General features: G+C 53.8%; 23 protein-coding genes. 8 read left to right on the plus strand and 15 right to left on the minus strand.

Going from position 1 to position 22,403, the window contains the following annotated elements; all coding sequences use genetic code 11:
- Nucleotides 1-22: 22 nt before the first annotated feature.
- The 4 genes from HP564_RS13215 to HP564_RS13230 all read right to left on the minus strand — a co-directional run bounded on the left by HP564_RS13215 (nucleotide 23) and on the right by HP564_RS13230 (nucleotide 2,418).
- Nucleotides 23-319: a hypothetical protein gene (locus HP564_RS13215; RefSeq protein WP_371243733.1), complete on the minus strand. Its 297-nt coding sequence runs from the start codon at nucleotides 317-319 to the stop codon at nucleotides 23-25.
- A gap of 75 nt (nucleotides 320-394) precedes the next feature.
- Complete coding sequence (locus HP564_RS13220) at nucleotides 395-820, minus strand: hypothetical protein (protein WP_371243735.1); 426 nt, start codon at nucleotides 818-820, stop codon at nucleotides 395-397.
- A gap of 99 nt (nucleotides 821-919) precedes the next feature.
- Nucleotides 920-1,822: a GGDEF domain-containing protein gene (locus tag HP564_RS13225; RefSeq protein WP_371243737.1), complete on the minus strand. Its 903-nt coding sequence runs from the start codon at nucleotides 1,820-1,822 to the stop codon at nucleotides 920-922.
- 503 nt (nucleotides 1,823-2,325) lie between these two features.
- Entirely contained in the window at nucleotides 2,326-2,418 is a 93-nt protein-coding gene (locus HP564_RS13230; RefSeq protein WP_371243848.1) for a hypothetical protein, read from the minus strand.
- Nucleotides 2,419-2,637: 219 nt separating this feature from the next.
- Between HP564_RS13230 and HP564_RS13235 the strand changes: the two genes are divergently transcribed.
- Complete coding sequence (locus HP564_RS13235) at nucleotides 2,638-2,943, plus strand: hypothetical protein (protein ID WP_371243738.1); 306 nt, start codon at nucleotides 2,638-2,640, stop codon at nucleotides 2,941-2,943.
- 155 nt (nucleotides 2,944-3,098) lie between these two features.
- Here HP564_RS13235 and HP564_RS13240 read toward each other — a convergent pair whose 3' ends face one another.
- Nucleotides 3,099-3,404, minus strand: coding sequence for a hypothetical protein (locus HP564_RS13240; RefSeq protein WP_371243740.1), 306 nt, complete (start codon nucleotides 3,402-3,404; stop codon nucleotides 3,099-3,101).
- A gap of 132 nt (nucleotides 3,405-3,536) precedes the next feature.
- Complete coding sequence (locus HP564_RS13245) at nucleotides 3,537-3,890, minus strand: DUF4156 domain-containing protein (protein WP_371243742.1); 354 nt, start codon at nucleotides 3,888-3,890, stop codon at nucleotides 3,537-3,539.
- A gap of 606 nt (nucleotides 3,891-4,496) precedes the next feature.
- On the opposite strand from HP564_RS13245, the gene HP564_RS13250 reads away from it, so the two are divergent.
- Nucleotides 4,497-4,709 (plus strand): hypothetical protein, encoded by a 213-nt coding sequence (locus HP564_RS13250; protein ID WP_371243744.1) that lies wholly within the window; start codon nucleotides 4,497-4,499, stop codon nucleotides 4,707-4,709.
- A gap of 53 nt (nucleotides 4,710-4,762) precedes the next feature.
- Here HP564_RS13250 and HP564_RS13255 read toward each other — a convergent pair whose 3' ends face one another.
- Nucleotides 4,763-4,972 carry a hypothetical protein gene (locus HP564_RS13255; protein ID WP_371243746.1) on the minus strand — a complete coding sequence of 70 codons (210 nt, stop codon included), beginning with the start codon at nucleotides 4,970-4,972 and terminating at the stop codon, nucleotides 4,763-4,765.
- A gap of 50 nt (nucleotides 4,973-5,022) precedes the next feature.
- Nucleotides 5,023-6,609, minus strand: a complete 1,587-nt coding sequence (locus tag HP564_RS13260; RefSeq protein ID WP_371243747.1) for a PTS transporter subunit EIIC — start codon at nucleotides 6,607-6,609, stop codon at nucleotides 5,023-5,025.
- Nucleotides 6,610-6,858: 249 nt separating this feature from the next.
- On the opposite strand from HP564_RS13260, the gene HP564_RS13265 reads away from it, so the two are divergent.
- From HP564_RS13265 to pdeR, 5 genes are all read left to right on the plus strand, one after another.
- Complete coding sequence (locus HP564_RS13265; protein WP_371243748.1) at nucleotides 6,859-9,162, plus strand: FdhF/YdeP family oxidoreductase; 2,304 nt, start codon at nucleotides 6,859-6,861, stop codon at nucleotides 9,160-9,162.
- A 122-nt stretch (nucleotides 9,163-9,284) separates the two neighbouring features.
- Nucleotides 9,285-11,219 (plus strand): exoribonuclease II, encoded by a 1,935-nt coding sequence (locus HP564_RS13270; RefSeq protein ID WP_371243750.1) that lies wholly within the window; start codon nucleotides 9,285-9,287, stop codon nucleotides 11,217-11,219.
- Between the two features lie 182 nt (nucleotides 11,220-11,401).
- Nucleotides 11,402-13,468, plus strand: a complete 2,067-nt coding sequence (locus tag HP564_RS13275; RefSeq protein WP_371243751.1) for a carbon starvation CstA family protein — start codon at nucleotides 11,402-11,404, stop codon at nucleotides 13,466-13,468.
- Entirely contained in the window at nucleotides 13,461-13,748 is a 288-nt protein-coding gene (locus tag HP564_RS13280) for a YbdD/YjiX family protein (RefSeq protein ID WP_371243753.1), read from the plus strand. The genes HP564_RS13275 and HP564_RS13280 overlap by 8 nt, the downstream gene beginning before the upstream one ends.
- Before the next feature lie 159 nt (nucleotides 13,749-13,907).
- The gene (gene pdeR / locus HP564_RS13285; protein ID WP_371243754.1) at nucleotides 13,908-15,893 is read left to right on the plus strand and encodes a cyclic di-GMP phosphodiesterase; all 1,986 of its coding nucleotides are present in this window, start codon (nucleotides 13,908-13,910) and stop codon (nucleotides 15,891-15,893) included.
- Nucleotides 15,894-15,905: 12 nt separating this feature from the next.
- Here pdeR and HP564_RS13290 read toward each other — a convergent pair whose 3' ends face one another.
- From HP564_RS13290 to araD, 3 genes are all read right to left on the minus strand, one after another.
- Complete coding sequence (locus HP564_RS13290) at nucleotides 15,906-16,772, minus strand: crotonase/enoyl-CoA hydratase family protein (protein ID WP_371243756.1); 867 nt, start codon at nucleotides 16,770-16,772, stop codon at nucleotides 15,906-15,908.
- A 141-nt stretch (nucleotides 16,773-16,913) separates the two neighbouring features.
- Nucleotides 16,914-17,897, minus strand: a complete 984-nt coding sequence (gene kdgT, locus HP564_RS13295; RefSeq protein WP_371243757.1) for a 2-keto-3-deoxygluconate transporter — start codon at nucleotides 17,895-17,897, stop codon at nucleotides 16,914-16,916.
- 343 nt (nucleotides 17,898-18,240) lie between these two features.
- Nucleotides 18,241-18,942, minus strand: a complete 702-nt coding sequence (gene araD / locus HP564_RS13300; protein ID WP_371243758.1) for an L-ribulose-5-phosphate 4-epimerase — start codon at nucleotides 18,940-18,942, stop codon at nucleotides 18,241-18,243.
- A gap of 350 nt (nucleotides 18,943-19,292) precedes the next feature.
- Here araD and osmB point away from each other — a divergent pair, with 350 nt between their 5' ends.
- On the plus strand, nucleotides 19,293-19,508 hold the full coding sequence (osmB, locus tag HP564_RS13305) for an osmotically-inducible lipoprotein OsmB (RefSeq protein ID WP_371243760.1): 216 nt from the start codon (nucleotides 19,293-19,295) through the stop codon (nucleotides 19,506-19,508).
- A 74-nt stretch (nucleotides 19,509-19,582) separates the two neighbouring features.
- Here osmB and yciH read toward each other — a convergent pair whose 3' ends face one another.
- The 4 genes from yciH to HP564_RS13325 form a co-directional block, all read right to left on the minus strand.
- Nucleotides 19,583-19,906, minus strand: coding sequence for a stress response translation initiation inhibitor YciH (gene yciH, locus HP564_RS13310; RefSeq protein ID WP_371243761.1), 324 nt, complete (start codon nucleotides 19,904-19,906; stop codon nucleotides 19,583-19,585).
- Entirely contained in the window at nucleotides 19,903-20,625 is a 723-nt protein-coding gene (pyrF, locus tag HP564_RS13315) for an orotidine-5'-phosphate decarboxylase (RefSeq protein ID WP_371243762.1), read from the minus strand. Before pyrF ends, yciH begins: the two co-directional genes overlap by 4 nt.
- Nucleotides 20,626-20,827: 202 nt before the next feature.
- Nucleotides 20,828-21,997 carry a lipopolysaccharide assembly protein LapB gene (gene lapB / locus HP564_RS13320; protein ID WP_371243763.1) on the minus strand — a complete coding sequence of 390 codons (1,170 nt, stop codon included), beginning with the start codon at nucleotides 21,995-21,997 and terminating at the stop codon, nucleotides 20,828-20,830.
- A 6-nt stretch (nucleotides 21,998-22,003) separates the two neighbouring features.
- Entirely contained in the window at nucleotides 22,004-22,312 is a 309-nt protein-coding gene (locus HP564_RS13325; protein ID WP_371243765.1) for a LapA family protein, read from the minus strand.
- Nucleotides 22,313-22,403 lie beyond the last annotated feature (91 nt).

The raw sequence follows: 22,403 nt of genomic DNA on the forward strand, positions 1-22,403 counted from the left end.
GGTTGTACGCTCAGTAGAGCATTTAAATTTTCGATTTGCTGACGGCGTAAGATTCAACCTTTCCGTCATGTGTGTTAACTGTCAGCCCCCTGGCATCCACACCAAAAGCCCCGCCAGTATTACAGGTCCACATCAGCATCTCGTTGCCATCAGAATCAAAGGTTGTCGTCGAGGGCTTTCCAGAACAGGAAATCACCTTCTGTTTGGCTGCAACGCCCTTCTGCACATTAGCCAGTTTTGACTCACTAAAGTTAGTGCTGGTATAAACGCAGCCGTCAGGCAATACCGCAGCCACTGCGCCCAAAATCAGTTTTTTCATATCCCTGTCCTCATAAGTCACAGTGGGATAAATCCTGGCCGGGATGGAGCGCAACAGGCAGCAAGAAACCCGCAGTCAAGCGATCTCACTCGTATATTCAACTTCGGTATTTAAGGGTTCAATGCTGATTATTCGATACATATAATGCTCACCACCATCCACATATCGGATAAGTTCACCCGTTGCCAGTCGTCTGTTCAGAATATCCAGTGTGCCGCGGTCCCTGGCATACTCAGGTTTATGCCAAACCATCATCGCTTGTGAATCTGAGTACTCATCTAATTTAAAATTTTCCCACCGCTGCCACCAGACACTGCCCAAGCCGAATTCATCGGTTCCAGTCAAGATATGATTGTTGTCATCAAAATCGACGATGAACCACATCTCTTCAGAAGAATTCGCAACATGGCTTGCAACAACTTTCACTTTTCTCACGATTACTTCCTTAACCTGTTTGACTGCTTCGATTTTGGATTCTTCGGGATAACGCTTGCCACTCATGGGCACCTCTCTTCAGGCCATCTGACATGACTCTGAGGTGTCTGTTAAACCCGTGGCGATTCAGTTTTCATTCACCCAAACCTGAATTAATTACTTTGCTCAGAAACGTTCCTTGTCGCTGACAAAAATGACACAATCACGCCCTGAAGATTTGGCCTGATACAGAGCCTCATCTGCATCAATCATCGCTGATGTAAAGTTTTCATTTCTGCGTTTGGTAGCCACACCGGCACTTACCGTAATCCTGACATCGTTGTTATAACGGAAAGAGATGGCATGCTTGATTTCTTCAACAACTCTTTTTCTGTCAACAGAATCCGACATAACGATACAAAACTCTTCTCCACCAGAACGTGCTATAAACACGTTTTCATCAATGAATTCATTCAGGATAATACCCACTGATGTTAAAACCTTATCGCCCAGCTCATGACCAAACGTATCGTTTATACGCTTAAAATGGTCTATATCCATGATACAAACATGGCCAGGTCTTTTATCAAACTCTCTAACTATGAGATTCAGATGCCTCCTGTTTGGAAGGCCTGTCAATTCATCGCTCAAAGCCAAATCTATGGCTGACTTATAGCTGGTGTTGATATATTTGATGAAATGATTAAAGGAAAGTATTATTGATGTCATGCCCAGAACGAAAAGCAAGGAAGAAAGCAGAATGGCACAATCAAAAGACAGTATTTCTAATGCAAACAATAAAACCATTGATACTGCATTAAAAAGGAGAAAAATACCTGCCCGAAAAACAGTAACATGTTTTTCAATAGGTTGAGTGCGAAACGATTTTACTAAAAAATACGCAAGCATTACCGCGGTGCAGAAATCCACATAGAAATACACTTTCTCCCGCGCATGGTTTTGACCGGCAATAGCAAGCAGAACAGCCCCGCAGAGTATCATCAGCGCATAAGCAATGAAGGAAATATTTAATACAGCGTTGGGTTTTCCTTTAAATCTTATCAGAGAATCTTGTTTGTCAAATTTCATTATGTTGCCTCTCAGGTGATGGGGCAACTTTAACATATTATCAATAAAAGATGGCACTAAAGAGTGAGGCGCTGCAGTGTATTTATTCACCAGCTGCATTTACAGGCACGACGTTTAATGACCAATACGCGCAATGTCTCAGAACCGCTGCAATAGCGGTTTGCAGGGTCGTTCGTCTGATCGGATACCTGAAATCATAAGGAGGTACACTAAATAACCATGCCAGTGGCTGATGCTTCATGCCGTTATAGCCTCTCCAGTTTATCCCGACCCATTAATGCATTTCCTGCTTCAGACACATTGGGTTAATACCGTCTTGCAAACAGCTTTCCAGCCCGGTGACGTTCGAAATCCCATTTCTGATACGCCAGTAATTCTGCTTAACACCTGCTGTGAGTTATGGGTTGCATACATCAGACCACATTGCTGGCACGGATAGAGGATTGCTTCGGACAGGTCGTATTGAGCTCTTGTCGGCGCTTATCAGAGGCAACGTTATCATGTTACCGATCGACAGCTGCCTCAGCATCGGTCAGTCCCCTGGTGTATTTCGCCTCGAGCGCAGCAACATCAAGCTGGCGTGTCTGAAGCCTGATAAGGGTGTCATTTGCCTGCCTGAGGTTAAAGAATTGACCCTGTGCGGATTTTTATGGAAAAAAACGACCTCTGCCACAGGTCGTTTAACCGAGATATGCAGTGACTGGCAGGGACGAAAAGAGAGAAAACTCGCCAGAGCGAAACCATAAATAATTTTGATTAAACAACATGCGTTTCGTGCCGATAACTGCGCTATACAACCCCAGCGAGGAATAGCTATGGCCACCAAACACGAAGGAATTTGCGGTCACTGCCGCACAGTCATTAACCCTGTAATTATCGAAGAAAATAGTGTTCGTCGAGATAAATGTCAGTGCCCTGCCTGCAATGGGATCCTTTATGCCTGCAGAACGCCAGGTTGTGATGATTATGCTAAGGGCAGTAAAACATACGATGAAGAACTGTGTCCGGGGTGCACAAAATCCTTAGCCGAAAACGCCGGGTCGCTGGCTAAAACTATTGGAGGCATTGCTCTGACAATAGGAACCACAGTGATTACTAAAAAATTCACAGCCAAAAAATAACTTTTCACGATAGATACCGTGAAACACAATACGTTGATTTTTGAATTTCTGTGATTGACCGCAATAAAAAGGCCCAGGGTGTTAACCGCAGGGCTTTTTTATTAACGGCGCGAAAAAGGCTGGCTTATCCGTGGGGATTTATACCCGCCGGTTAATTAGTTCTGCACCTCAATCTGCGACCACCCTTTCTGGAACATACAATCTTTCACCAGGATTTCCCGGTTACTTTCGTTAGCATCGCTTGTCGAGTAGCTGGTATCCACCGTCCGGGTCTTCTTGTCTTTAGAGGTGTACTTATCCGTTATCTCATTATCGGGCGGTAGATCTTTCAGCGCCTGTGCCCGACACTGCGTTTCAGCTATTTCTTCCTGATGCGGATCGGCCCCGTCTTTTACCCATTTATATTCAACGCAGCCGGTGAGGCTAAGCATCATCAGTACAATCAGAATCTTCCTTTCCATCATCACTCTCGAGTCAGAAATTTAAAGTGAAGTTTGAACCGGTAACTGACAACAGGCATTCGACGCACAGGCTTCAGGCTAAACAGCCATAGTCAGATACGGTGTGAAGAAACAGGCGTTAAGCATCTGCAACTATTCACAACGCCAGGCGCTGCCGGTAATAACGACGTTAGTTTCTTGCGATCCTCCGCCTGTACCATCCCAGGCTCCGGTATTGCCTGCCCGGTTAGTAATAAGAGACACCGTATTTCCGCCAAGTTTTGCCGTTTGATTTCGCAGGGAATTGAGTGCGCCCGTTTCCAGATTGGCATTAGAGGTCCATCCACCCGTGAAAAAATTGCCCTGCTCACCGGTTACCGTGCCCAGAAAGGTACAGTTACCCTGAGGATCGGCGGTGGTCACTCTGACACGTTGTGCGCCGGCATCAAGATGGTTGGCACTGCATGCGGTAAGCGCTAATGCGCTAATAAAAATTAACTTTTTCATGGGCTGCCTCTTAAACTCAATCAACAACAATAAAGTTCCGCGGGCCCTGAAAACCCTGTTGTGTATTCGCTCGCTGGAACCTTTCTGTTTCGTCGGCTTAATCTCTTCTGAGTAAGGAGATGTGACATCTGCGGTAGCTTTATAACGCCCATTCTGTAAATGACAGTTCAACACCTGCGCGTTTTTATGATATGCGTAATTTCACCGTGCCCTCTTTTACAGATACTCGCTTTGCCAGCAGAAATGCGCATTTACAGGATCTTGCTGCTGTTTAAAGAAAGGCATCACTGAAAATCAGAGTGCCTAATTACGCTATCTGAGGCGAATAATTATCAGGAGTAACTCACTGGGGGTCACCGCAATTGCAATGAATAACGGGACCCTCACGCTTCTGCAGAAGGGCAAGAGCAAAATGCCAGGGTTGCGAAACGAAACGGGCATTCATTCAGTGGGGTGAAACAACAGGCTTCAGGGAGAAAGTCATTAACTCATCAGGCGAGATCTGACACGGCGTATCTCCCCCAGCGATTCCGGTTTACTGTTACACTTTATACGGTGAGCTGCCCCGGTAAACAGCAGGAACCGGATATTGAGAAGGAGAATCACGTGAAAAATAAAATGTATCTTCCACAGTTTGATATCAGTGCCGACGTAGAAATTTTTGGCAATAAGATAACGGTTCGCTATGAAGGGAATGAAAATTTCCCCAGACGACTCAAGTTAAAAGAGCAGTATTTCGTCGTTATTGATGGCCAGGAGAGAATTATGGTGCTGGAACGTAAGGGGATTGGCTCTTGCCAGTTTTTACTTCAGTCGTGATTGAGCGCGGGATGCCCACCTCACCGGGTTTGCAAGGTGGGGATCAGAGCAACTTATTTCTTTTCACGATCCTCATAAGGATCGTTTTTGTCATCGTTATGGTCATCCCGGGTGCGAGGGATCTCACCGTGTTCAGCGGGCGCATCGGCAGCCGGATGATCGTCTTCTTCATAGGCATTGTGGACGTGAGGGGTGCTCTCCGGCGCACTTTTACATACATCGCCTTCCTGCTTGCGTTCTTCGTTCGTTTTATGCTTAAACATTTCCGTCTCCTTGTTCGCTTCCGGTCCTGTTAAGTGTAGACGTAAATTTCTCAGGCTACGCCGAGCGCGGTTTTCACCTCGTTGGCAATTTTTTCCACCTGTGGGCCGTAGATTACCTGGATATCATGATCGCTCACGCGGTTAACGCCGTTAGCCCCGGTTGTTAGCAGCGTCTGATCGACAACCTCTTTCATATCTTTCACCCGCACGCGCAAACGGGTAAAGCAGCAGTCAACATCCTCAATATTGGCCTGTCCGCCCAGCCCGCTGATAATGACCTTTGTGCGCTCATCGGCCGCCACCTGCTGCGGTTTTTCCTCTTCCGATTCGCGTCCCGGCGTCTCTACACTCATGCGCGTAATAATAAAGCGAAACGCGTAGTAGTAGAGCGGCGCATACACGGCTCCCAGCGCCAGCGTCCACCACCAGTGTGTTTTGCTGCCGCCCAGCACGCCAAATACCACCAGGTCGATGACGCCCCCCTGCACGTTGCCAATCATCAGGTGTAGCATCGACATCAGCATAAAAGAGAGTCCGGTCAGCAGCGCATGCAGCAGGTAGAGCACCGGTGAGACAAAGATAAAGCAGAACTCCAGCGGTTCGGTGATGCCGGTGGTAAACGAGGTCAGCGCACCCGCCATCATCAGCGCCTTGACGCGCTGTTTATGCTCTGGTCGCGCGGTGTGATAGATCGCCAGCGCGGCGGCAGGCAGGCCGAACATCATTACTGGAATTTTGCCCTGCGCCAGAAACTGGGTGGCGTTGCGCAGCACACTGTCAGGCACTGAACCGGGATGGGTCAGTGAAGCGTTGAAGATATTGAGCGCGCCCACCAGCGTCTGTCCATCAACCGTGGCAATCCCACCGATCGGCGTAAAGCGGACCGTTTCATTGAGGATATGGTGCAGCCCGGTCGGGATAAGGATACGCTCCGCAGTACCGAGCAGAAAAGCGCCATACTGTCCGCTTTTACCAATCATCTGCCCTACCCAGGCGATACCCGCACCGAGCGTCGGCCAGAGCAGCGCCAGCAGCACGCCCACCAGCGGCAAAAAGACAATGGTGACAATAGGCACAAAGCGGCGACCACCAAAAAAACTGATGGCTGTTGGCAGCTGTTGCGTATAGAAGCGGTTATGCAGCAGCACCGTCAGTAACCCGGCAATCACGCCGCCCAGCACGCTCATGTTATAGGTGAAGATGCCCAGCATCTCGATATATTCCGCTGAGGTCATCATTGCGGTGGTCTGATCCATTCCCGCCTGCTGTAGTGCCTCTGGCGTCGTGGTAGCGGCCGTCAGTCCTTTAGCCGCCAGCGTCGCGCTGATCCCAACATTCATGCCGATATAACCAATCACAGCTGCAAAGGCCGCGGTGGGCTTCTCCGCTTTTGCCAGACCAATCGCGCTGGCAACGGCAAAAAACACCGGCAGGTTCGCGAACAGCGCGCCCGCTACTTTGCGGATAAAGCCGATAATCAGCTGCGGCACCTGCATCTGAGCAAAGGCCTCACCGGTAATCGCCGGATTCTGCATGGCGGCGGCCAGACCAAGGAAAATGCCTGCCGCGGCAATGACCGATATCGGCATCATCAGGGCTTTGCCGAATGCATGGATCTGACTGGTAAGCTGTTTCATGGTGTGCGCCCTTTCCAGGAAGAATGAGCAAGTATTGACCCGATACGCCCGTTACTCCCGTTATCATCGGGTTAATAGCGAGTAAAATTTGAACAGCATCACAGTTTTGCTATCGTCACGATAAACGGGGGCTATCGCACCATTAAGTCAATCAATTAGACAACTTATGATTGCAGTCGCACACTTCTATCACCGTCAGGATATAACCTGATAACAAACTTACTACAAAAACATAAGCCTGCACTCACCATGAAATTCAAACGTAAAATTAAGCCCTACCGCGCCGCTGCGGGCGGATGGGGGTCGCTGGAAGCCACCACGCGTTTCGTTCTTGACAGCAAAGCAGCCCTGAAAAACATGCGCAATCTGATGCGTATGAACAAAGCTCGCGGCTTTGACTGCCCCGGCTGCGCCTGGGGTGACGATAATAAAAGCACCTTCAGTTTCTGTGAAAACGGCGCCAAAGCGGTGACCTGGGAAGCGACGCGACGCATCGTTGACACTGACTTCTTCGCTCAGCACAGCGTAGCCAGACTCTACGCGCAAAGTGACTATTTTCTTGAATACCAGGGTCGCCTGACCCATCCGCTGCGCTATAACGCCGAAACCGACCATTATGAGCCCATTAGCTGGGATGACGCCTTTTCGCTGATCGCTCAGCATATTAAGGCAATGGATAACCCGAATCAGATGGAGCTTTACACGTCAGGCCGTGCCAGCAATGAAGCCTCCTGGCTTTACCAGCTGTTTGGACGCCTGGTGGGCACCAATAACTTTCCTGACTGCTCCAACATGTGTCACGAAGCGAGCGGCACTGGGCTGAAGCGCAGCATCGGTGTTGGTAAGGGCACCATTCGCCTCGACGATTTCGATCACGCTGACGCGATCTTTGTTTTCGGCCAGAACCCGGGCACTAACCACCCGCGTATGCTGCACAGTCTGCGCCACGCGGCCGATCACGGGGCGAAAATCGTCTCGTTCAATACGCTGCGCGAGCGTGGACTGGAGCGTTTCGCCGATCCACAGAAACCGCTGGAAGTAGTGACCTCTATGGCTGGCACTATCAGCTCCGCCTATTATCAGCCGAATCTCGGCGGTGATATGGCGGCCGTGCGCGGCATGGTCAAAGCGCTGCTGGAAAACCATCGCGCACGCCTGGCTGCCGGTGAGAGAGGCCTGTTTGATGAAGCCTTTATTAATGCCACCACGCACGGCGTTGAATCCTATCTGGAGGCGGTTGATCACACTGACTGGATGCAGATCGTGCAGCAGTCTGGTCTGAGCGAAGCCCAGATCCGTGAGGCTGCCGCAATCTATCAGAGTGCCGATCGCGTCATCATTACCTGGGCGATGGGGATCACTCAGCACAAGCACTCTGTTGATACCGTTCGGGAAATTGTTAACCTGCAGCTACTGTTTGGTCAGCTTGGCAAAAAAGGTGCCGGCCTCTGCCCGGTGCGCGGCCACAGCAACGTGCAGGGCAACCGCACTATGGGTATCGACGAGAAACCAGGCAAGGCGTTTCTGGACGCGCTGGGCAGCCACTTTAGCTTCGAGCCGCCGCGTGCGCATGGCCACAACACCGTGGAAGCGCTGAACGCGATGCTGCGCGACGAGATTAAGGTACTGATTGCGCTGGGAGGTAACCTGGCGGCGGCGGCACCGGATTCCCCTCGCACCGAAGAAGCGCTTCAGCGCTGCGGCCTGACGGTTCACATCAGCACCAAGCTGAACCGCAGCCATCTGGTGCCGGGTGCAGAGAGTCTGATCCTGCCGACGCTTGGCCGTACCGAGCGCGACATCCAGGCGACCGGCAACCAGTTCATTACGGTGGAAGATTCGTTCAGCATGGTGCACGCCTCAGAAGGCATCGGTGTTCCGCTGGCGGATACCCAGCGCTCTGAGACGGCTATTGTGGCGGGCATTGCCCATGCGGTTCTGGGCGACGAGAAAGTGCAGTGGCTGGATCTGGCGGGCGACTACAATCTGATCCGTAACCATATCGCCGCAACGATTCCGGGCTTTGCTGACTTCAACCGTAAATGCGACGAGCCAGGCGGTTTCTATCTGGGTAACGCAGCCGCAGAGCTGCGCTTCAACACCCCGACGCAGAAAGCGGAGTTCAGCAGCGCGGCGCTGCCGGTATCGCTCTTCCCGCAGGAGGTGGCTGATGCTCCCTTTACGCTGCAGAGCCTGCGTTCGCATGATCAATACAATACGACCATTTACGGGCTGGATGACCGCTATCGCGGCGTATACGGCCAGCGCGAAGTCGTCTTCATTAACCCGGACGACATGCAGGCGCTTGGCTTCACAGAAGGACAGCAGGTGGATATTGAAACCCTCTGGAACGACGGCATTACGCGCCGCGTCAGCGGTTTCAAGCTGGTTCCCTATAATATTCCGCGTGGCAACCTTGCGGCTTATTATCCGGAAACCAATCCGCTGGTTCCGCTCAACAGCTTCGGCGACGGCAGCGGCACGCCAACCTCGAAATCCGTTCCGGTTAAGCTGGAACTGTCCGTTTCTCAGCCTACCCAGCGTATTGCATAGGGCCTGATGTGACCGCTCTGAAAGCCGGTTAACCCGGCTTTTTTCCCCCTTTTTGCCTTGCCGCGCGCCCCTGATTCGCGTAAAACTAGCAGCCGCTCTTAGGCCACGAAACTAAACAAACTATGTTCCAGGATAATCCGCTGCTCGCGCAGCTTAAAGAGAAGCTCCACGCGCAGACGCCTCGCGCAGAAGGTGTTGTTAAAGGCACCGAAAAAGGTTTCGGCTTTTTAGAAGTCGACGCGCAGAAAAGCTATTTCATTCCGCCGCCGCAGATGAAGAAAGTGATGCACGGCGATCGCGTCTCCGCCATCATTCACAGCGACAAGGATCGCGAAAGCGCCGAGCCGGAAACGCTGATCGAGCCCTTCCTCAGCCGTTTTGTCGGCCGCGTACAGAAGAAAGATGACCGCCTTTCTATTGTTCCGGACCATCCGCTGTTAAAAGACGCCATCCCCTGCCGTCCTGTGCGTGGCCTGAGCCATGATTTTCAGGCGGGTGACTGGGCCGTGGCTGAAATGCGTCGCCATCCGCTGAAAGGCGATCGCGGCTTCTATGCCGAACTGACCGAATTTATTGTTAAAGCTGATGATCATCTGGCGCCCTGGTGGGTCACACTGTCGCGCCACAACCTGGAGCGCGAAGCCCCGGACGTCAGCTTTGGTGAGATGCAGGACGAACAGCTGACGCGTGAAGATTTGACCGCGCTCAATTTCGTCACCATCGACAGCGCCAGCACTGAAGATATGGATGATGCGCTGTATGTTGAAGAGAACGCTGACGGTACGCTGCGCCTCATCATCGCCATCGCCGATCCCACCGCCTACGTGCCAGAAGGCAGCGAGCTGGATAAGCTGGCAGCGCAGCGCGCGTTTACCAACTATCTGCCGGGCTTTAACATCCCTATGCTGCCGCGCGAGCTGTCAGATGACGTCTGTTCGCTGCGTCCGAATGTGCGTCGTCCTGCGCTGATCTGCCGGGTTGACGTCTCGGCAGAAGGCTCGCTGAGTGATGAAGTGCAGTTCTCCGCCGCCTGGATCGAGTCGAAAGCCAAACTGGTGTACGACGAGGTCTCTGACTGGCTGGAAAACACCGGTGAATGGCAACCGCAGAGCGAAGCCATTGCGCAACAAATTCGCCTGCTGCACCGTATCTGCCAGGCACGCAGTGAATGGCGTCACAACCATGCGCTGGTGTTTAAGGATCGTCCGGATTACCGCTTCGTGCTGGGTGAAAAGGGAGAAGTGCTGGACATCATCGCTGAACCACGCCGCATCGCCAACCGCATGGTCGAAGAGGCGATGATCCTCGCCAACGTCTGCGCCGGTAAAGTGCTGCGCGAGAAGCTGGGCTTTGGCGTTTATAATGTCCATACCGGTTTCGATGCGACCAACGCTGAGCAGGCCGCTGCTGTGCTGGCGAACCACGGCGTGACCGTAGACGCTAACGCCATTACCACGCTGGAAGGCTTCCGTCAGCTGCGCCGCGAGCTGGACGCCCAGCCGACACAGTTCCTCGACAGCCGCATTCGTCGTTTCCAGTCTTTCGCTGAGATCAGCACCGAACCGGGCCCGCACTTTGGCCTGGGTCTGGAGGCTTACGCGACCTGGACCTCTCCCATCCGCAAGTCAGGCGACATGATTAACCATCGTCTGCTGAAGGCCATCATTCGCGGCGAGCAGGCTTCACGTCCTGACGAGGCGCTGACGACCATCATGGGTGAGCGCCGTCGTCTGAACCGTATGGCGGAACGCGACGTGGGTGACTGGCTCTATGCGCGCTGGCTGAGCCCGCACGCTGGCACCGATCGCAAGTTCAGCGCAGAGATTATCGACGTGTCGCGGGGTGGAATGCGCGTGCGCCTGCTCGAAAACGGCGCGGTGGCCTTTATTCCTGCGCCATTTATTCACGCCGTGCGTGATGAACTGGTGTGCAGCCAGGAGAATGGCACCGTGCAAATCAAGGGGGAAGTCGCCTATCGCGTGACTGACGTGATCGACGTCACCATCGCCGAAGTGCGCATGGAAACGCGTAGCGTTGTCGCACGTCCGGCAGCCTGAGCATGAAAAACGGCGGGATAACCTCTGTTATCCCGCACTTTTGTTCCGTACTTTACTCAATTGTTAAATTTGTTCCCCGCTTCACACTTCTCAACGGATTAACTTCCACTTACATTCTATTACATTACCTTTAACTCGTTGTCTTTGAACGTCCCTTTCGGTTCATAACAAGGAGTGAGGTCATGAAAAACGTCAAGACCAGTATTATCTGGTTAGCGGTGGCGTTAATCGGCGCGGGCGCATTCGCCATGCTGGCGTTGAATCGCGGTGAACAGGTTAATGCCGTCTGGCTGGTAGTGGCCGCCGTTGCCTGCTACAGCATCGCCTACCGCTTCTACAGCCTGTTTATCGCACGCAATATTTTTGAGCTTGACGATCGGCGTCGCACGCCGGCTGAACGCTACAACGACGGGCTGGATTATGTCCCCACCAATAAATGGGTGCTGTTTGGCCACCATTTTGCTGCCATTGCTGGCGCAGGTCCGCTGGTCGGCCCGATTCTGGCGGCGCAGATGGGCTTTCTGCCTGGGACGATCTGGATCCTCGTTGGCGTGATGCTGGCGGGCGCGGTGCAGGATTTCCTTGTGCTGTTTATCTCTACCCGGCGTGACGGGCGATCGCTGGGTGAAATGGCGCGTCAGGAGCTGGGTGCCTTTGCTGGCGTGATTACCATGCTTGGTGCGCTGGGCGTGATGATCATTATTCTGTCGGCGCTGGCGCTGGTCGTGGTGAAAGCGCTGGCGGATTCGCCATGGGGGCTGTTTACTATCGCCGCCACGATTCCGATTGCGCTGCTGATGGGCGTCTATATGCGCTATATCCGGCCCGGTAAAATCGCGGAAGTATCGCTGATTGGCTTTGTGCTGATGATGGCCGCGATAATTTACGGCGGTAATGTGGCGCAGGATCCCTACTGGGGGCCCTTCTTTACCCTGAAAGGCACCTCGCTTACCTGGGTACTGGTGATCTACGGCTTCGTCGCCTCCGTGCTGCCGGTATGGCTACTGCTGGCTCCGCGTGACTATCTCTCAACCTTTCTGAAAATCGGCGTCATTGTCGGGCTGGCAGTCGGTATTGTGTTCGCGATGCCGGAGATGAAGATGCCTGCGGTCACGCGCTTTATTGACGGCAGCGGCCCGGTCTTTTCCGGCCAGCTCTTTCCGTTCCTGTTTATTACCATTGCCTGCGGCGCGATCTCCGGCTTCCATGCGTTGGTCTCCAGCGGCACCACGCCGAAGCTGGTGGAGCGCGAAAGTCATATCCGCTTTATCGGTTATGGCGCCATGCTGATGGAGTCCTTTGTCGCCATCATGGCGCTGATCTGCGCTTCAGTTATCGATCCTGGTGTTTACTTCGCCATGAATTCCCCCGCCGCGCTGATTGGCACGACGGTGGAAAATGCTTCGCAGGTGATCAACGGCTGGGGCTTTGTGGTCACGCCAGAGATGCTGAGCGGCATCGCGCGTGACGTAGGCGAAGCGTCCGTACTCTCCCGCGCAGGTGGTGCTCCAACTTTTGCCGTCGGGATGGCGCACATTATCACCGACGTGTTTAACAGCCGCGCAATGATGGCCTTCTGGTATCACTTCGCCATTCTGTTTGAGGCGCTGTTTATTTTGACCGCCGTGGACGCCGGTACGCGCGCCTGCCGGTTTATGGTGCAGGATCTGGCTGGCACCGTGATTCCATCGCTGGCAAATAACCGCTCCTGGATGGGGAATATGGCAGGCACAGCGGTTGCCGTCGCGGGCTGGGGCTTTTTTGTTTATCAGGGTGTGGTCGATCCGCTGGGCGGCATTAATACGCTGTGGCCGCTGTTTGGTATTGGCAACCAGATGCTTGCATCAATGGCGCTTATCCTTGGTACCGTTGTGCTGTTCAAGATGAAGAAACAGCGCTATGCATGGGTAACGATTCTGCCAACGGTCTGGCTGTTCATTACCTCTATGACGGCAGGCTGGCAGAAGATCTTCCATGAGAAACCCGCAATCGGGTTTCTTGCGCAGGCTAACCGTTTCCGTAAGGGTATCGACGAAGGCGTCATTATCGCCCCGGCAAAATCGGTGGCCGATATGCAGACCATCGTATTCAGCAATCAGATTAACGCCATCCTGTGCGGCTTTTTTATGCTGGTCGCCGTCACAATGCTGATTGCCGCCGTCTTTGTGATTCGCCGGGCGTTGCAGAGCAGCGTGCCGACCACGCACGAAGCTGAGCCCTCTCTGCGTAAGGAGCCTCAAAATGTCTGATGCGATTCGACGTGTGTCGCGCCCGGCGTCACTGGGCAAGATTATCTGCTGTCAGCAGCTTGCTGCTCCCGCCACCGGATTTAGCTGGCGACGGCTGTGGCGCGGTCTGCAGCAGAGTTTCCGCCTGATGGTCGGGGTCCAGGATTATCAAAATTATCTTCAGCATATGCGGCATCATCACCCCGATTTAGCACCAATGAGCGAGCGGGAATTCCACCGTTATTGTCTTGATGCCCGGTTCCCCAGCCAGGCGGGTAAACTGGGTAAATGTCCTTGTTAACGCTGTAAATCAGCCCCGTAATGCGGGGCTTTTTTTGTGCCATTCTTAGCCTGACCGAAAAATATATTTGGCTGGCATCTTGTACTGAGGTCAGATGCCGAATACTGTTGATAAAATAATGAGATAACTAACGCAAAGCATTTCCCGGAGGACCCTTCCATGACCGATGAACAAGGGCAAACGTTGCTGTATACCTTGTTTGGCACTACCAGCCCTCATTGGCGGCTGACTACGGATAGCGATGCTTTGCATTTTGCCGAAGATGAAAACGCGCATACCAATATTGCCGTTGCGCTTACGCCCGCGCAGGCCAGTATGCTGCGCGCCATGCCAGTTATTACCTCCAGCGTTAATCTGACGCTGTCACTGCACGGCACGCCAGTGCCGATGCACTTTGTCGGCCGCAAGGTCAATCAGCTCAGCTGGGCGGGAACCGCCTCCGCGTGGGGGGATACCTCCGCAGTGGCGCGCGATCTGACACAGGGCCTCTCTTTCGCCGAGCAGGTCGTATCTGAAGCCAACTCTGTCATCGTTATTCTTGACCAGCGCGGCAATATCCAGCGGTTCAACCGGTTGAGCGAGGAGTATACCGGGCTGAACGAACATGAAGTGATCGGCCGCAACGTTTTCCAGCTCTTTATGACGAAACAGGAAGCGGCGGCGTCGCGACGTAACATTGCGGGTTTTTTTCGCGACGGTAATTCTTACGAGGTTGAACGCTGGGTAAAAACGCGTAAGGGCCAGCGACTCTTTCTGTTTCGTAATAAGTTCGTTCACAGTGGCAGCGGGAAAAATGAAATTTTCCTCATCTGTTCAGGAACGGACATAACCGAGGAGCGACGTGCGCAGGAGCGCCTGCGGGTGATGGCAAACACCGATACCGTGACCGGTTTGCCTAATCGTAACTCAATTCATCAGCAAATTAGCCTGGCGCTGGAGCTGGCAAAAGGCGATGAAACCGGGGTGGTCTACCTCGATCTCGATAATTTCAAAAAAGTTAACGATGCCTACGGCCATATGTTTGGCGATCAGCTGCTTCAGGCCGTATCGCTGGCTATCCTCAGCTGTCTGAGCAAGGACCAGACGCTGGCCCGCCTCGGCGGCGACGAATTCCTGGTACTGGCCGAGCATACCAGTCAGGCTGAGCTGGAGGCGATGGCGTCGCGCATTCTGGAGCGTCTTCGTCAGCCCTTCCGTATCGGCCTGATTGAAGTTTACAGCGGCTGCTCCGTCGGTATTGCACTCTCGCCGCTGCACGGTGACGATCGTGAAAGTCTGATTCGCAATGCTGATACCGCGATGTACCACGCTAAAGAGAACGGGCGCGGGAAATTCTGCGTTTTCGCAGCGGAAATGAATCAGCGTGTCTTTGAATATCTCTGGCTCGATACCAACCTGCGCAAGGCGCTGGAGCAGGATCACCTGACGGTGTTCTACCAGCCTAAAATCGACAGCGACGGTCAGGTGCGCAGCGCGGAAGCACTGGTACGCTGGAACTCACCCGAGCGCGGCATGGTCTCACCGGCAGATTTCATCCCCTATGCCGAGGAGTCGGGCCTGATTGTGCCCCTTGGCCGCTGGGTGATGCTGACGGTACTGAGGCAAATCCTGGTCTGGCGTGAACAGGGCATCAATCTGCGCGTGGCCGTGAACGTTTCTGCACGCCAGCTGATCGACCAGAGTATTTACAGCGATCTGAAACTGGCGCTTATCGACAGCGGGTTGACGGAATGCCCTATTGATATCGAACTAACGGAAAGCTGCCTGATTGAAAACGAAGCGCAGGCGCTGACCCTGATGAAGCAGTTTCAGGAGCTGGGCGCGCAGGTGCACCTGGATGATTTCGGCACGGGCTACTCCTCGCTGTCACAGCTGGCGCGCGTGCCTATCAATGCCATCAAGCTCGATCAAAGTTTTATACGCGACATCAACGAGCAGCCGGTTTCTCAATCACTGGTGCGTGCCATCGTCGCCGTTGCCAAAGCGCTGGCGTTGCAGGTTATCGCCGAGGGCATCGAGACCAAAGCGGAAGAAGAGTTTGTCCTCCACAACGGCGTGGATGGGCGTCAGGGTTATTATTATGCAAAACCAATGCCCGCAGAACAGTTCGGGCATTGGCTGGCTAAGCATCCTGCCCGCATTTAACGTTCTGGTTTACTATCCGGCTTTACGCAGTGATGCGCTGTGACGGTTTTGTAACTGCACCAGACGTTCCATATAGGCAATGTCCTTCGGTTCCAGCGTGAAAGCAAAGTCAACCCAGTCCTCAGTGATATCCATCAGCTCAGCGCGCGACAGCTGCAGTACGCGCTGGCGCGCCTTCAGCATGGCGCGCACGCCATTCAGCTTTGGCCGCAGCGTATCAATAAATGTACGTGTGCAGCGGTAGCTGTCGCCCGGCTGGAAAACCTTATCCACCAGACCGCGCGTCTCATACCACTCGGCGCTGTGCGACTCCCCTTCACAGATCAGCTCTTCCGCCAGCTTCATTCCGGCGCGGCGTGCCACCAGCGAGTAGCCGCCCATGCCGGGGAACAGGTTGAAGGCAATTTCCGGAAAGCCCAGACGCGCATTGTTCTGCGCCAGGATAAAGTGGTGAGCCAGTGCGGCCTCAAAACCGCCCCCCAGCGCACTGCCTTCAATCATGGCCAGCGTCACCGCACCGGTATCGAAACCGCGTGCGGCAGAGTGGATGCAGTCAACGCAGGCACGCGCATAGGCACGCAGCGCCTCGCGGCGATTGTTGCGAATGCACTCTACGAAGAAGCGTAAATCGCCGCCGGCGTTGAACATCTGAGGTACCAGCGAGCCCGTGACCCAGAAGTCGATTGGCAGACCTGAGCGCTGAGCGGCATAGCTCAGATTCATAATCTCCTCAATTAACTCGTGGTTGAAACTGGGACGCGGTTGCGAGCGCAACATCATCCACATGGTGCGTCGCCCTTCTTCGTAATAGGCGGCAAGCTGAGTGGTCTGGCCCACTTCGGTGAACAGTCTGCAAGTTGGTTGGTTAATTACTGTCATTGTCTCATCCTCTGTTTATTTTGATGCGTTAAACGCCATACCAGCGTAATGCAGACAGAGGCCAGACCAAATGAGATATTGATTTGTAAAGTAAAATCCAGAGATTTCCCCGACAGCGAGGTCGGGGAAGCTTAAGCAGGGTTACTTGATCGCCGCACACTGGCCCACGGCAACGCGGGAACGCTTAACGCGCTTTGAATAAACAGCAGTAATGACTGGCACCAAAACTGACGTAACAATGACCGAGGTTGCAACCAGCGCAGTTGCCGCTGGTGCGACCGGCTTAAACTGTGGAAGCATTTCGGCAATCAGCACGGGCGTCGCCACCGCTGCGCCTGCAGTGCTGGAGGCGGCGATACCTGCGGTACCGTCACCCCCCCCTGTCAGGCGATCGGCAATAATCAGCGGAATGCCCGTAACGATAATCACCGCGACGCCCAGCATAATGCCCAGCAGCCCGGTCTGAGCGATAACCCTGAGATCGATGGTGTTACCCAGCGCGAAAGCGAAGAAAGGAATCAGGGTATGCACGGCTTTACCAAAAAAATCTCGCAGTTCGGGGTCCAGATTGCCCAGCGCAAAACCGACCAGGAACGGCAGAACGGCACCGATAAAAACGTGCGGCTCAAATGAGGCGATACCGGCCGTGCCGAGGATCACCATGGTCATCAGGGGACCTGACTCCAGCGACATCAGCACAAATGCGCCCGCCTCTTCTTTGCTGCCATACTGCTGCATCACAGAGGCATAGAGCCCGCCATTGGTCATATCCATCGCCGCCACCAGCGCCAGCGTGGACAGCCCGGCAAACATCCCTGCCTCAATGCCATTCTCCGGCACCACACGCGATGCAATAGCAGCGACGACCCAGGCAACGGCGATTTTGGTGATCACCAGCGTACCCGACTTGCGCAGCACGGTGCCGGTCGCGCTGAGCCTGATTGACGCCCCCATGCAAAAGAACCATACGGCGAGGATCGGCACCGTACCGGACATCAGACCATTAGAGAATGAACCCAGATATTTCCCGGCACCGGGCGACAACGTATGACAAAGGGCACCCAAAAAAAGCGGAACAAGCATCATCCCGCCCGGAATTTTGTCGATAGCACGTTTGATATGCATAAGAAGATCACCTTTGCTGTCCAGAAGGAGTGTCAGGCCGGAAGGCGCTGGCAGCAACATACGGTGAGCCAGGAAGCAAAACAGTGATCGCACCATTAAAATGAAACGCTGTTTTATTTTTTGTTGGCGTTTTGTTTCAGAACATTGATCGCTGTCGCCATACCAGCATTTTCGCTGTGACTGGCAGTACGTTGAGACGGGCCGCAATGCGGCACCAGTGGCTTGATTGTCAGACGGTGGCTGTACGATATCAGGCGAGTTCACCGCGATAGCATGGGGATTTCAGAAGGCAGACAGGCGCGGGAAGTCAGGCTGTTACGCCTGACAGGAGACGACGGCACATTTACTCTTTTTGTCCATACCAGGCATTCTGGCCATGCTTGCGCAGGTAATGCAGGTCAAGCAGCGTCTGATTAATCGGCGGCAGATCGGCGCGCAGCTGCTGGCTGAAAAGTCCCATGTAAGCGACCTCCTCTAATACCACGGCGCTATGCACGGCGGCGTGCGCGTCGCGTCCCCAGGCAAAAGGCCCGTGTGAATTCACCAGCACCGCTGGAATGGTGCCAGGTGAAAGCTCACGCTGGGCAAAGGTTTCAATAATCACGCTGCCAGTGTTCCATTCGTAGTCATGCTGAATTTCAGCCTCGCGCATTGCGCGGGTGCAGGGGATTTCACCATAAAAATCATCTGCGTGGGTTGTTCCCCATGCCGGGATCGCCCGGCCAGCCTGCGCCCAGATAGTGGCATGGCGCGAGTGGGTATGCACGATACCGCCTACCTCCGGCCAGGCCAGATAGAGCGCGCGGTGCGTTGCCGTATCTGACGAGGGACGCCTGGCCCCCTCAATAACCTCACCGCTGGCAAGATCGACGACCACCATATCGTCAAGCTTCATGCGGTCATAGCTCACGCCGGAAGGCTTGATGACCAGCAAGCCCTGCTCACGATCGATAGCGCTCACGTTGCCCCAGGTGAAGGTCACCAGGTGATAACGCGGTAAATCCAGGTTCGCTTCCAGAACCTGCTGTTTAAGTTGTTCCAGCATTGCCTTCTCCTGCTCTGATTCATTGCTGGAATTGTGCAGGGCTGCGATAAAAACGTTATGGAGTGAATAGCTGGAAAAGCAGGCAGAAACGGCTGAGAAGTGAAAAATGTGGCACGAATTAGGAATCTTCCCTCTTCGGAAAATTTGCATAAGGCTTAGAATTCCCTCACGCAATGGGCGGATCTGTTTCCAGCCCGCGTTTATCTGCCCGAGACAACATTGTCCATAGCGAAAGGCATAGCGGCATCTTCACGGAAGAAGCGATGGCGTAATGCGGGTAGATAATAAACCAGAGGAAAAACCACCTATACTTAGGATGTTGCCTCTGTGAGCACAACCAAGGAGAAGTTATGACAAAAAATATGAAACGTATTACCGCAACGGTTTTGGCTGCCACTTTAGTTGTCGCCCTGAGCGGCTGCTCAAACTGGTCAAAACGCGATCGCAACACCGCTATCGGCGCAGGTGCAGGCGCAATTGGTGGCTCAGTGTTAACGCACGGCAGCGCACTGGGTACGCTGGGCGGCGCGGCGGTCGGCGGTGTTATCGGCCACCAGGTCGATTAACAGCAGCAGATTTTATAATAAGGCTACGCAGCGCATCTACTAAGACATCGGGCTACATCTGTAGCCCGATTTTTTTACCCACCGGCCAGCTTGACCTTCAGGCCTTTTGCTTCCAGTAGTTGTTTGAGAAGGTCGCGCTTGTCGCCCTGAATTTCAATCACCCCCTCTTTCACTGACCCGCCACAGCCGCATTTTTTTTTCAGTTCTGCACCCAGTTTGTTCAGCGCGTCATCGTCCAGGTCCAGTCCCGTGATCAGGCAAACCCCTTTGCCCTTTCGACCGCTGGTCTGCCGATGAATGCGGACGATGCCGTCGCCTTTAGGGCGTTCGACTTTTTCTTTCGGCTGCTCAATGCGGCCAGAGTCGGTGGAGTAGACCAGCGGATTATCGCGGCTCATAAGGACTCCTCAAGGCTGGTAATAATAGCGGAAAGCGCGGCGGCGGGATCGGCGGACTGGGTAACAGGACGCCCAATCACCATATAGTCTACGCCCGCCTGTTTTGCCTGCTGCGGCGTCATAATGCGACGCTGGTCACCGGCGTCGCTGCCTGCCGGACGGATGCCAGGCGTAACAAGTTTAAAATCGTTGCCAATAACCGTTTTGAAACGCGTCGCTTCATGTGCTGAACAAACCACCCCATCCAGACCGCACTCATGAGTCAGTTTTGCCAGACGTTCCGCCTGCTCAGCGGGCGATAAACTGATGCCCAGACCGCGCAGATCGTCGGCGTCCATGCTGGTCAATACCGTTACGGCAATCAGCAGTGGCGCATCTTTACCGTAAGAAACCAGTGCTTCACGCGCGGCATTCATCATGCGCGCCCCACCGCTGGCGTGCACGTTGACCATCCAGACGCCAAGATCGGCCGCCGCCGCTACCGCATGGGCAGTGGTGTTCGGAATATCGTGAAACTTAAGGTCGAGGAACACCTCAAAACCGCGCTGCTGCAAATCCTTCACCAGCGATGGGCCAAACAGCGTAAACATCTCTTTGCCCACTTTCAGTCGGCAGCTCTGCGGATCAATCTGGTCGACAAAGCGCATCGCGCTGTTGAGATCGTGGTAATCCAGCGCCACGAGAATGGGTGAAGGGGTTACGGCTGGCAATAAAGGCATGAAATTTCCTCCTGGTTGACGGCATCTGGCAGGTAAGACAAACGGCAAGCATTCTACGCATACGCCAGAGCAGCGACAACGTTTGCGGCACCTTTGTTCTCTGCCTGACCATTCGTTGCACGTTGCCGGAAAATATGATTGCAGGCAACTAATGGTATGTTGTAACTATAAAGACAGAAAGCGAGCCGCGCACAACGGCCAGCTACTGGCCGTCGAGTCCGCGGATGGGTTTTACTGAGGACCAGGTCCGGCAGGAGGGGCAATGCCAGTACAGCGCATGGGCGGTGAAACCACATTTCTGACAGCGATAGCGCGGCTTGGTACGTATCTGCTCACCTACCATGTCGCGCAGCACCATCAGGCTCTCTTTGGCGCGTCCATCTTCTGCATCATGCAGGTGAAAATCCATCAGGCGATGAAAAACCCGCATGGTGGGATGACGTTGCAGCTGACGATTAATATAGAGCTGGGCAGCTTCAGGTCCTTCCTGATGCTCCAGAATATCGGACATATAAAGCTCTGCCGCCGCGCCGGTGTTCTCTTCGACGCAACGCTGAAGAAAAGCCGCCCAGGCCTCGTGCTGGCCGAGCCGCTGGTAGCAGGTCTCCAGCATCGGCAGGGTTTCACTCACCAGCTCTTTATCCTGATCCAGCACGCGCTGAAGATGCTCAATAGCACGGGTATAATCGCCCTTCTCTATCAGAATACGCCCCATCATGATGGAAATGCGCGCGCTCTGACGATCGGCGGCTTCGCCTTTTTTCAACAGGCTCATTGCACGATCAAGATCGTCGCTGCTCATTGCCTGCAGCGCCAGCTCGCAATAGAAATGGGCAATTTCGCTCTTCTGCTTATCTTTACCCAGTTTCACCAGTCGCTCCGCCACCTCTATCGCCTGTTGCCAGTCGCTGGTTGCCTGATGGATCAACAGCAGCTGTTGCAGTGCGCTGATGCGAAAATCAGTTTCGTCGGTCAGCTGTTTGAACATATCTTCAGCGCGATCGTAAAGTCCGGCGGCCATGTAGTCGCGGCCCAGCTGCTGAACAGCCAGCAGGCGTTGATCGTAGGTTAGCGACGCACTCTCCATCAGCGACTGGTGGATACGTATGGCGCGATCGACTTCGCCGCGCGAGCGAAACAGATTGCCTAGCGTCAGGTGCGCCTCAACCGTACCGCTGTCCTCTTTCAGCATATCAAGGAAGAGATCGACCGCTTTGTCCTGCTGGTTTGACAGCAGGAAGTTAACGCCCGCAACGTAGTCCCGCGACAGGCGACTTGCTTCCTGTTGCTTATCCTGCTGCGCGCTACGTCGCCCCATGTACCAGCCATAAGCCGCCGCCACAGGCAGTAACAGAAACAGCAATTCGAGCATGGAATATTATTCCTGACTCGATACGGCAGTTGAGGTCGTGACAGGCTGAGTGCTTTTATCCAGCTGGGTCTGCATACGTTTGATTTTGCGCTGGGCATGTGCCAGAGAAACGCGCACGCGAAGCCAGAAAAGGCCACAGATCGCCCAGCCCAGCACAAAGCCTGCACCGAACAGCGCGGCAAGCAGCGTAGAAATGCGGAATTCGCCCTGCGCCAGCAGATAGTTAAAGGTGATGACCTGGTCGTTGTGCGCGCCTAATGTGACGGAAATAATGAAAATGACCAATACCACTAAGAAAATCAGCAAATATTTCACAGTGCATCCTGTTGTGAGGTTATTCGGGAGAAGTATGCCAAAAAAGCGGCAACAATGCTGCTCCATGCAGCGCCAAGCGAATGGCTTTTAC

The sequence above is a fragment of the Pantoea sp. KPR_PJ genome (assembly GCF_041386365.1).
Lineage (GTDB): Bacteria > Pseudomonadota > Gammaproteobacteria > Enterobacterales > Enterobacteriaceae > Pantoea.

Excerpts from the sequence above, each read along its gene's own strand:
- HP564_RS13215 (WP_371243733.1), bottom strand. The coding sequence starts at position 319 with ATGAAAAAACTGATTTTGGGCGCAGTGGCTGCGGTATTGCCTGACGGC.
- HP564_RS13220 (WP_371243735.1), bottom strand. The coding sequence starts at position 820 with ATGAGTGGCAAGCGTTATCCCGAAGAATCCAAAATCGAAGCAGTCAAA.
- HP564_RS13225 (WP_371243737.1), bottom strand. The coding sequence starts at position 1,822 with ATGAAATTTGACAAACAAGATTCTCTGATAAGATTTAAAGGAAAACCC.
- HP564_RS13235 (WP_371243738.1), top strand. The coding sequence starts at position 2,638 with ATGGCCACCAAACACGAAGGAATTTGCGGTCACTGCCGCACAGTCATT.
- HP564_RS13240 (WP_371243740.1), bottom strand. The coding sequence starts at position 3,404 with ATGGAAAGGAAGATTCTGATTGTACTGATGATGCTTAGCCTCACCGGC.
- HP564_RS13245 (WP_371243742.1), bottom strand. The coding sequence starts at position 3,890 with ATGAAAAAGTTAATTTTTATTAGCGCATTAGCGCTTACCGCATGCAGT.
- HP564_RS13255 (WP_371243746.1), bottom strand. The coding sequence starts at position 4,972 with ATGTTTAAGCATAAAACGAACGAAGAACGCAAGCAGGAAGGCGATGTA.
- HP564_RS13260 (WP_371243747.1), bottom strand. The coding sequence starts at position 6,609 with ATGAAACAGCTTACCAGTCAGATCCATGCATTCGGCAAAGCCCTGATG.
- HP564_RS13265 (WP_371243748.1), top strand. The coding sequence starts at position 6,859 with ATGAAATTCAAACGTAAAATTAAGCCCTACCGCGCCGCTGCGGGCGGA.
- HP564_RS13270 (WP_371243750.1), top strand. The coding sequence starts at position 9,285 with ATGTTCCAGGATAATCCGCTGCTCGCGCAGCTTAAAGAGAAGCTCCAC.
- HP564_RS13275 (WP_371243751.1), top strand. The coding sequence starts at position 11,402 with ATGAAAAACGTCAAGACCAGTATTATCTGGTTAGCGGTGGCGTTAATC.
- HP564_RS13280 (WP_371243753.1), top strand. The coding sequence starts at position 13,461 with ATGTCTGATGCGATTCGACGTGTGTCGCGCCCGGCGTCACTGGGCAAG.
- pdeR (WP_371243754.1), top strand. The coding sequence starts at position 13,908 with ATGACCGATGAACAAGGGCAAACGTTGCTGTATACCTTGTTTGGCACT.
- HP564_RS13290 (WP_371243756.1), bottom strand. The coding sequence starts at position 16,772 with ATGACAGTAATTAACCAACCAACTTGCAGACTGTTCACCGAAGTGGGC.
- kdgT (WP_371243757.1), bottom strand. The coding sequence starts at position 17,897 with ATGCATATCAAACGTGCTATCGACAAAATTCCGGGCGGGATGATGCTT.
- araD (WP_371243758.1), bottom strand. The coding sequence starts at position 18,942 with ATGCTGGAACAACTTAAACAGCAGGTTCTGGAAGCGAACCTGGATTTA.
- osmB (WP_371243760.1), top strand. The coding sequence starts at position 19,293 with ATGACAAAAAATATGAAACGTATTACCGCAACGGTTTTGGCTGCCACT.
- yciH (WP_371243761.1), bottom strand. The coding sequence starts at position 19,906 with ATGAGCCGCGATAATCCGCTGGTCTACTCCACCGACTCTGGCCGCATT.
- pyrF (WP_371243762.1), bottom strand. The coding sequence starts at position 20,625 with ATGCCTTTATTGCCAGCCGTAACCCCTTCACCCATTCTCGTGGCGCTG.
- lapB (WP_371243763.1), bottom strand. The coding sequence starts at position 21,997 with ATGCTCGAATTGCTGTTTCTGTTACTGCCTGTGGCGGCGGCTTATGGC.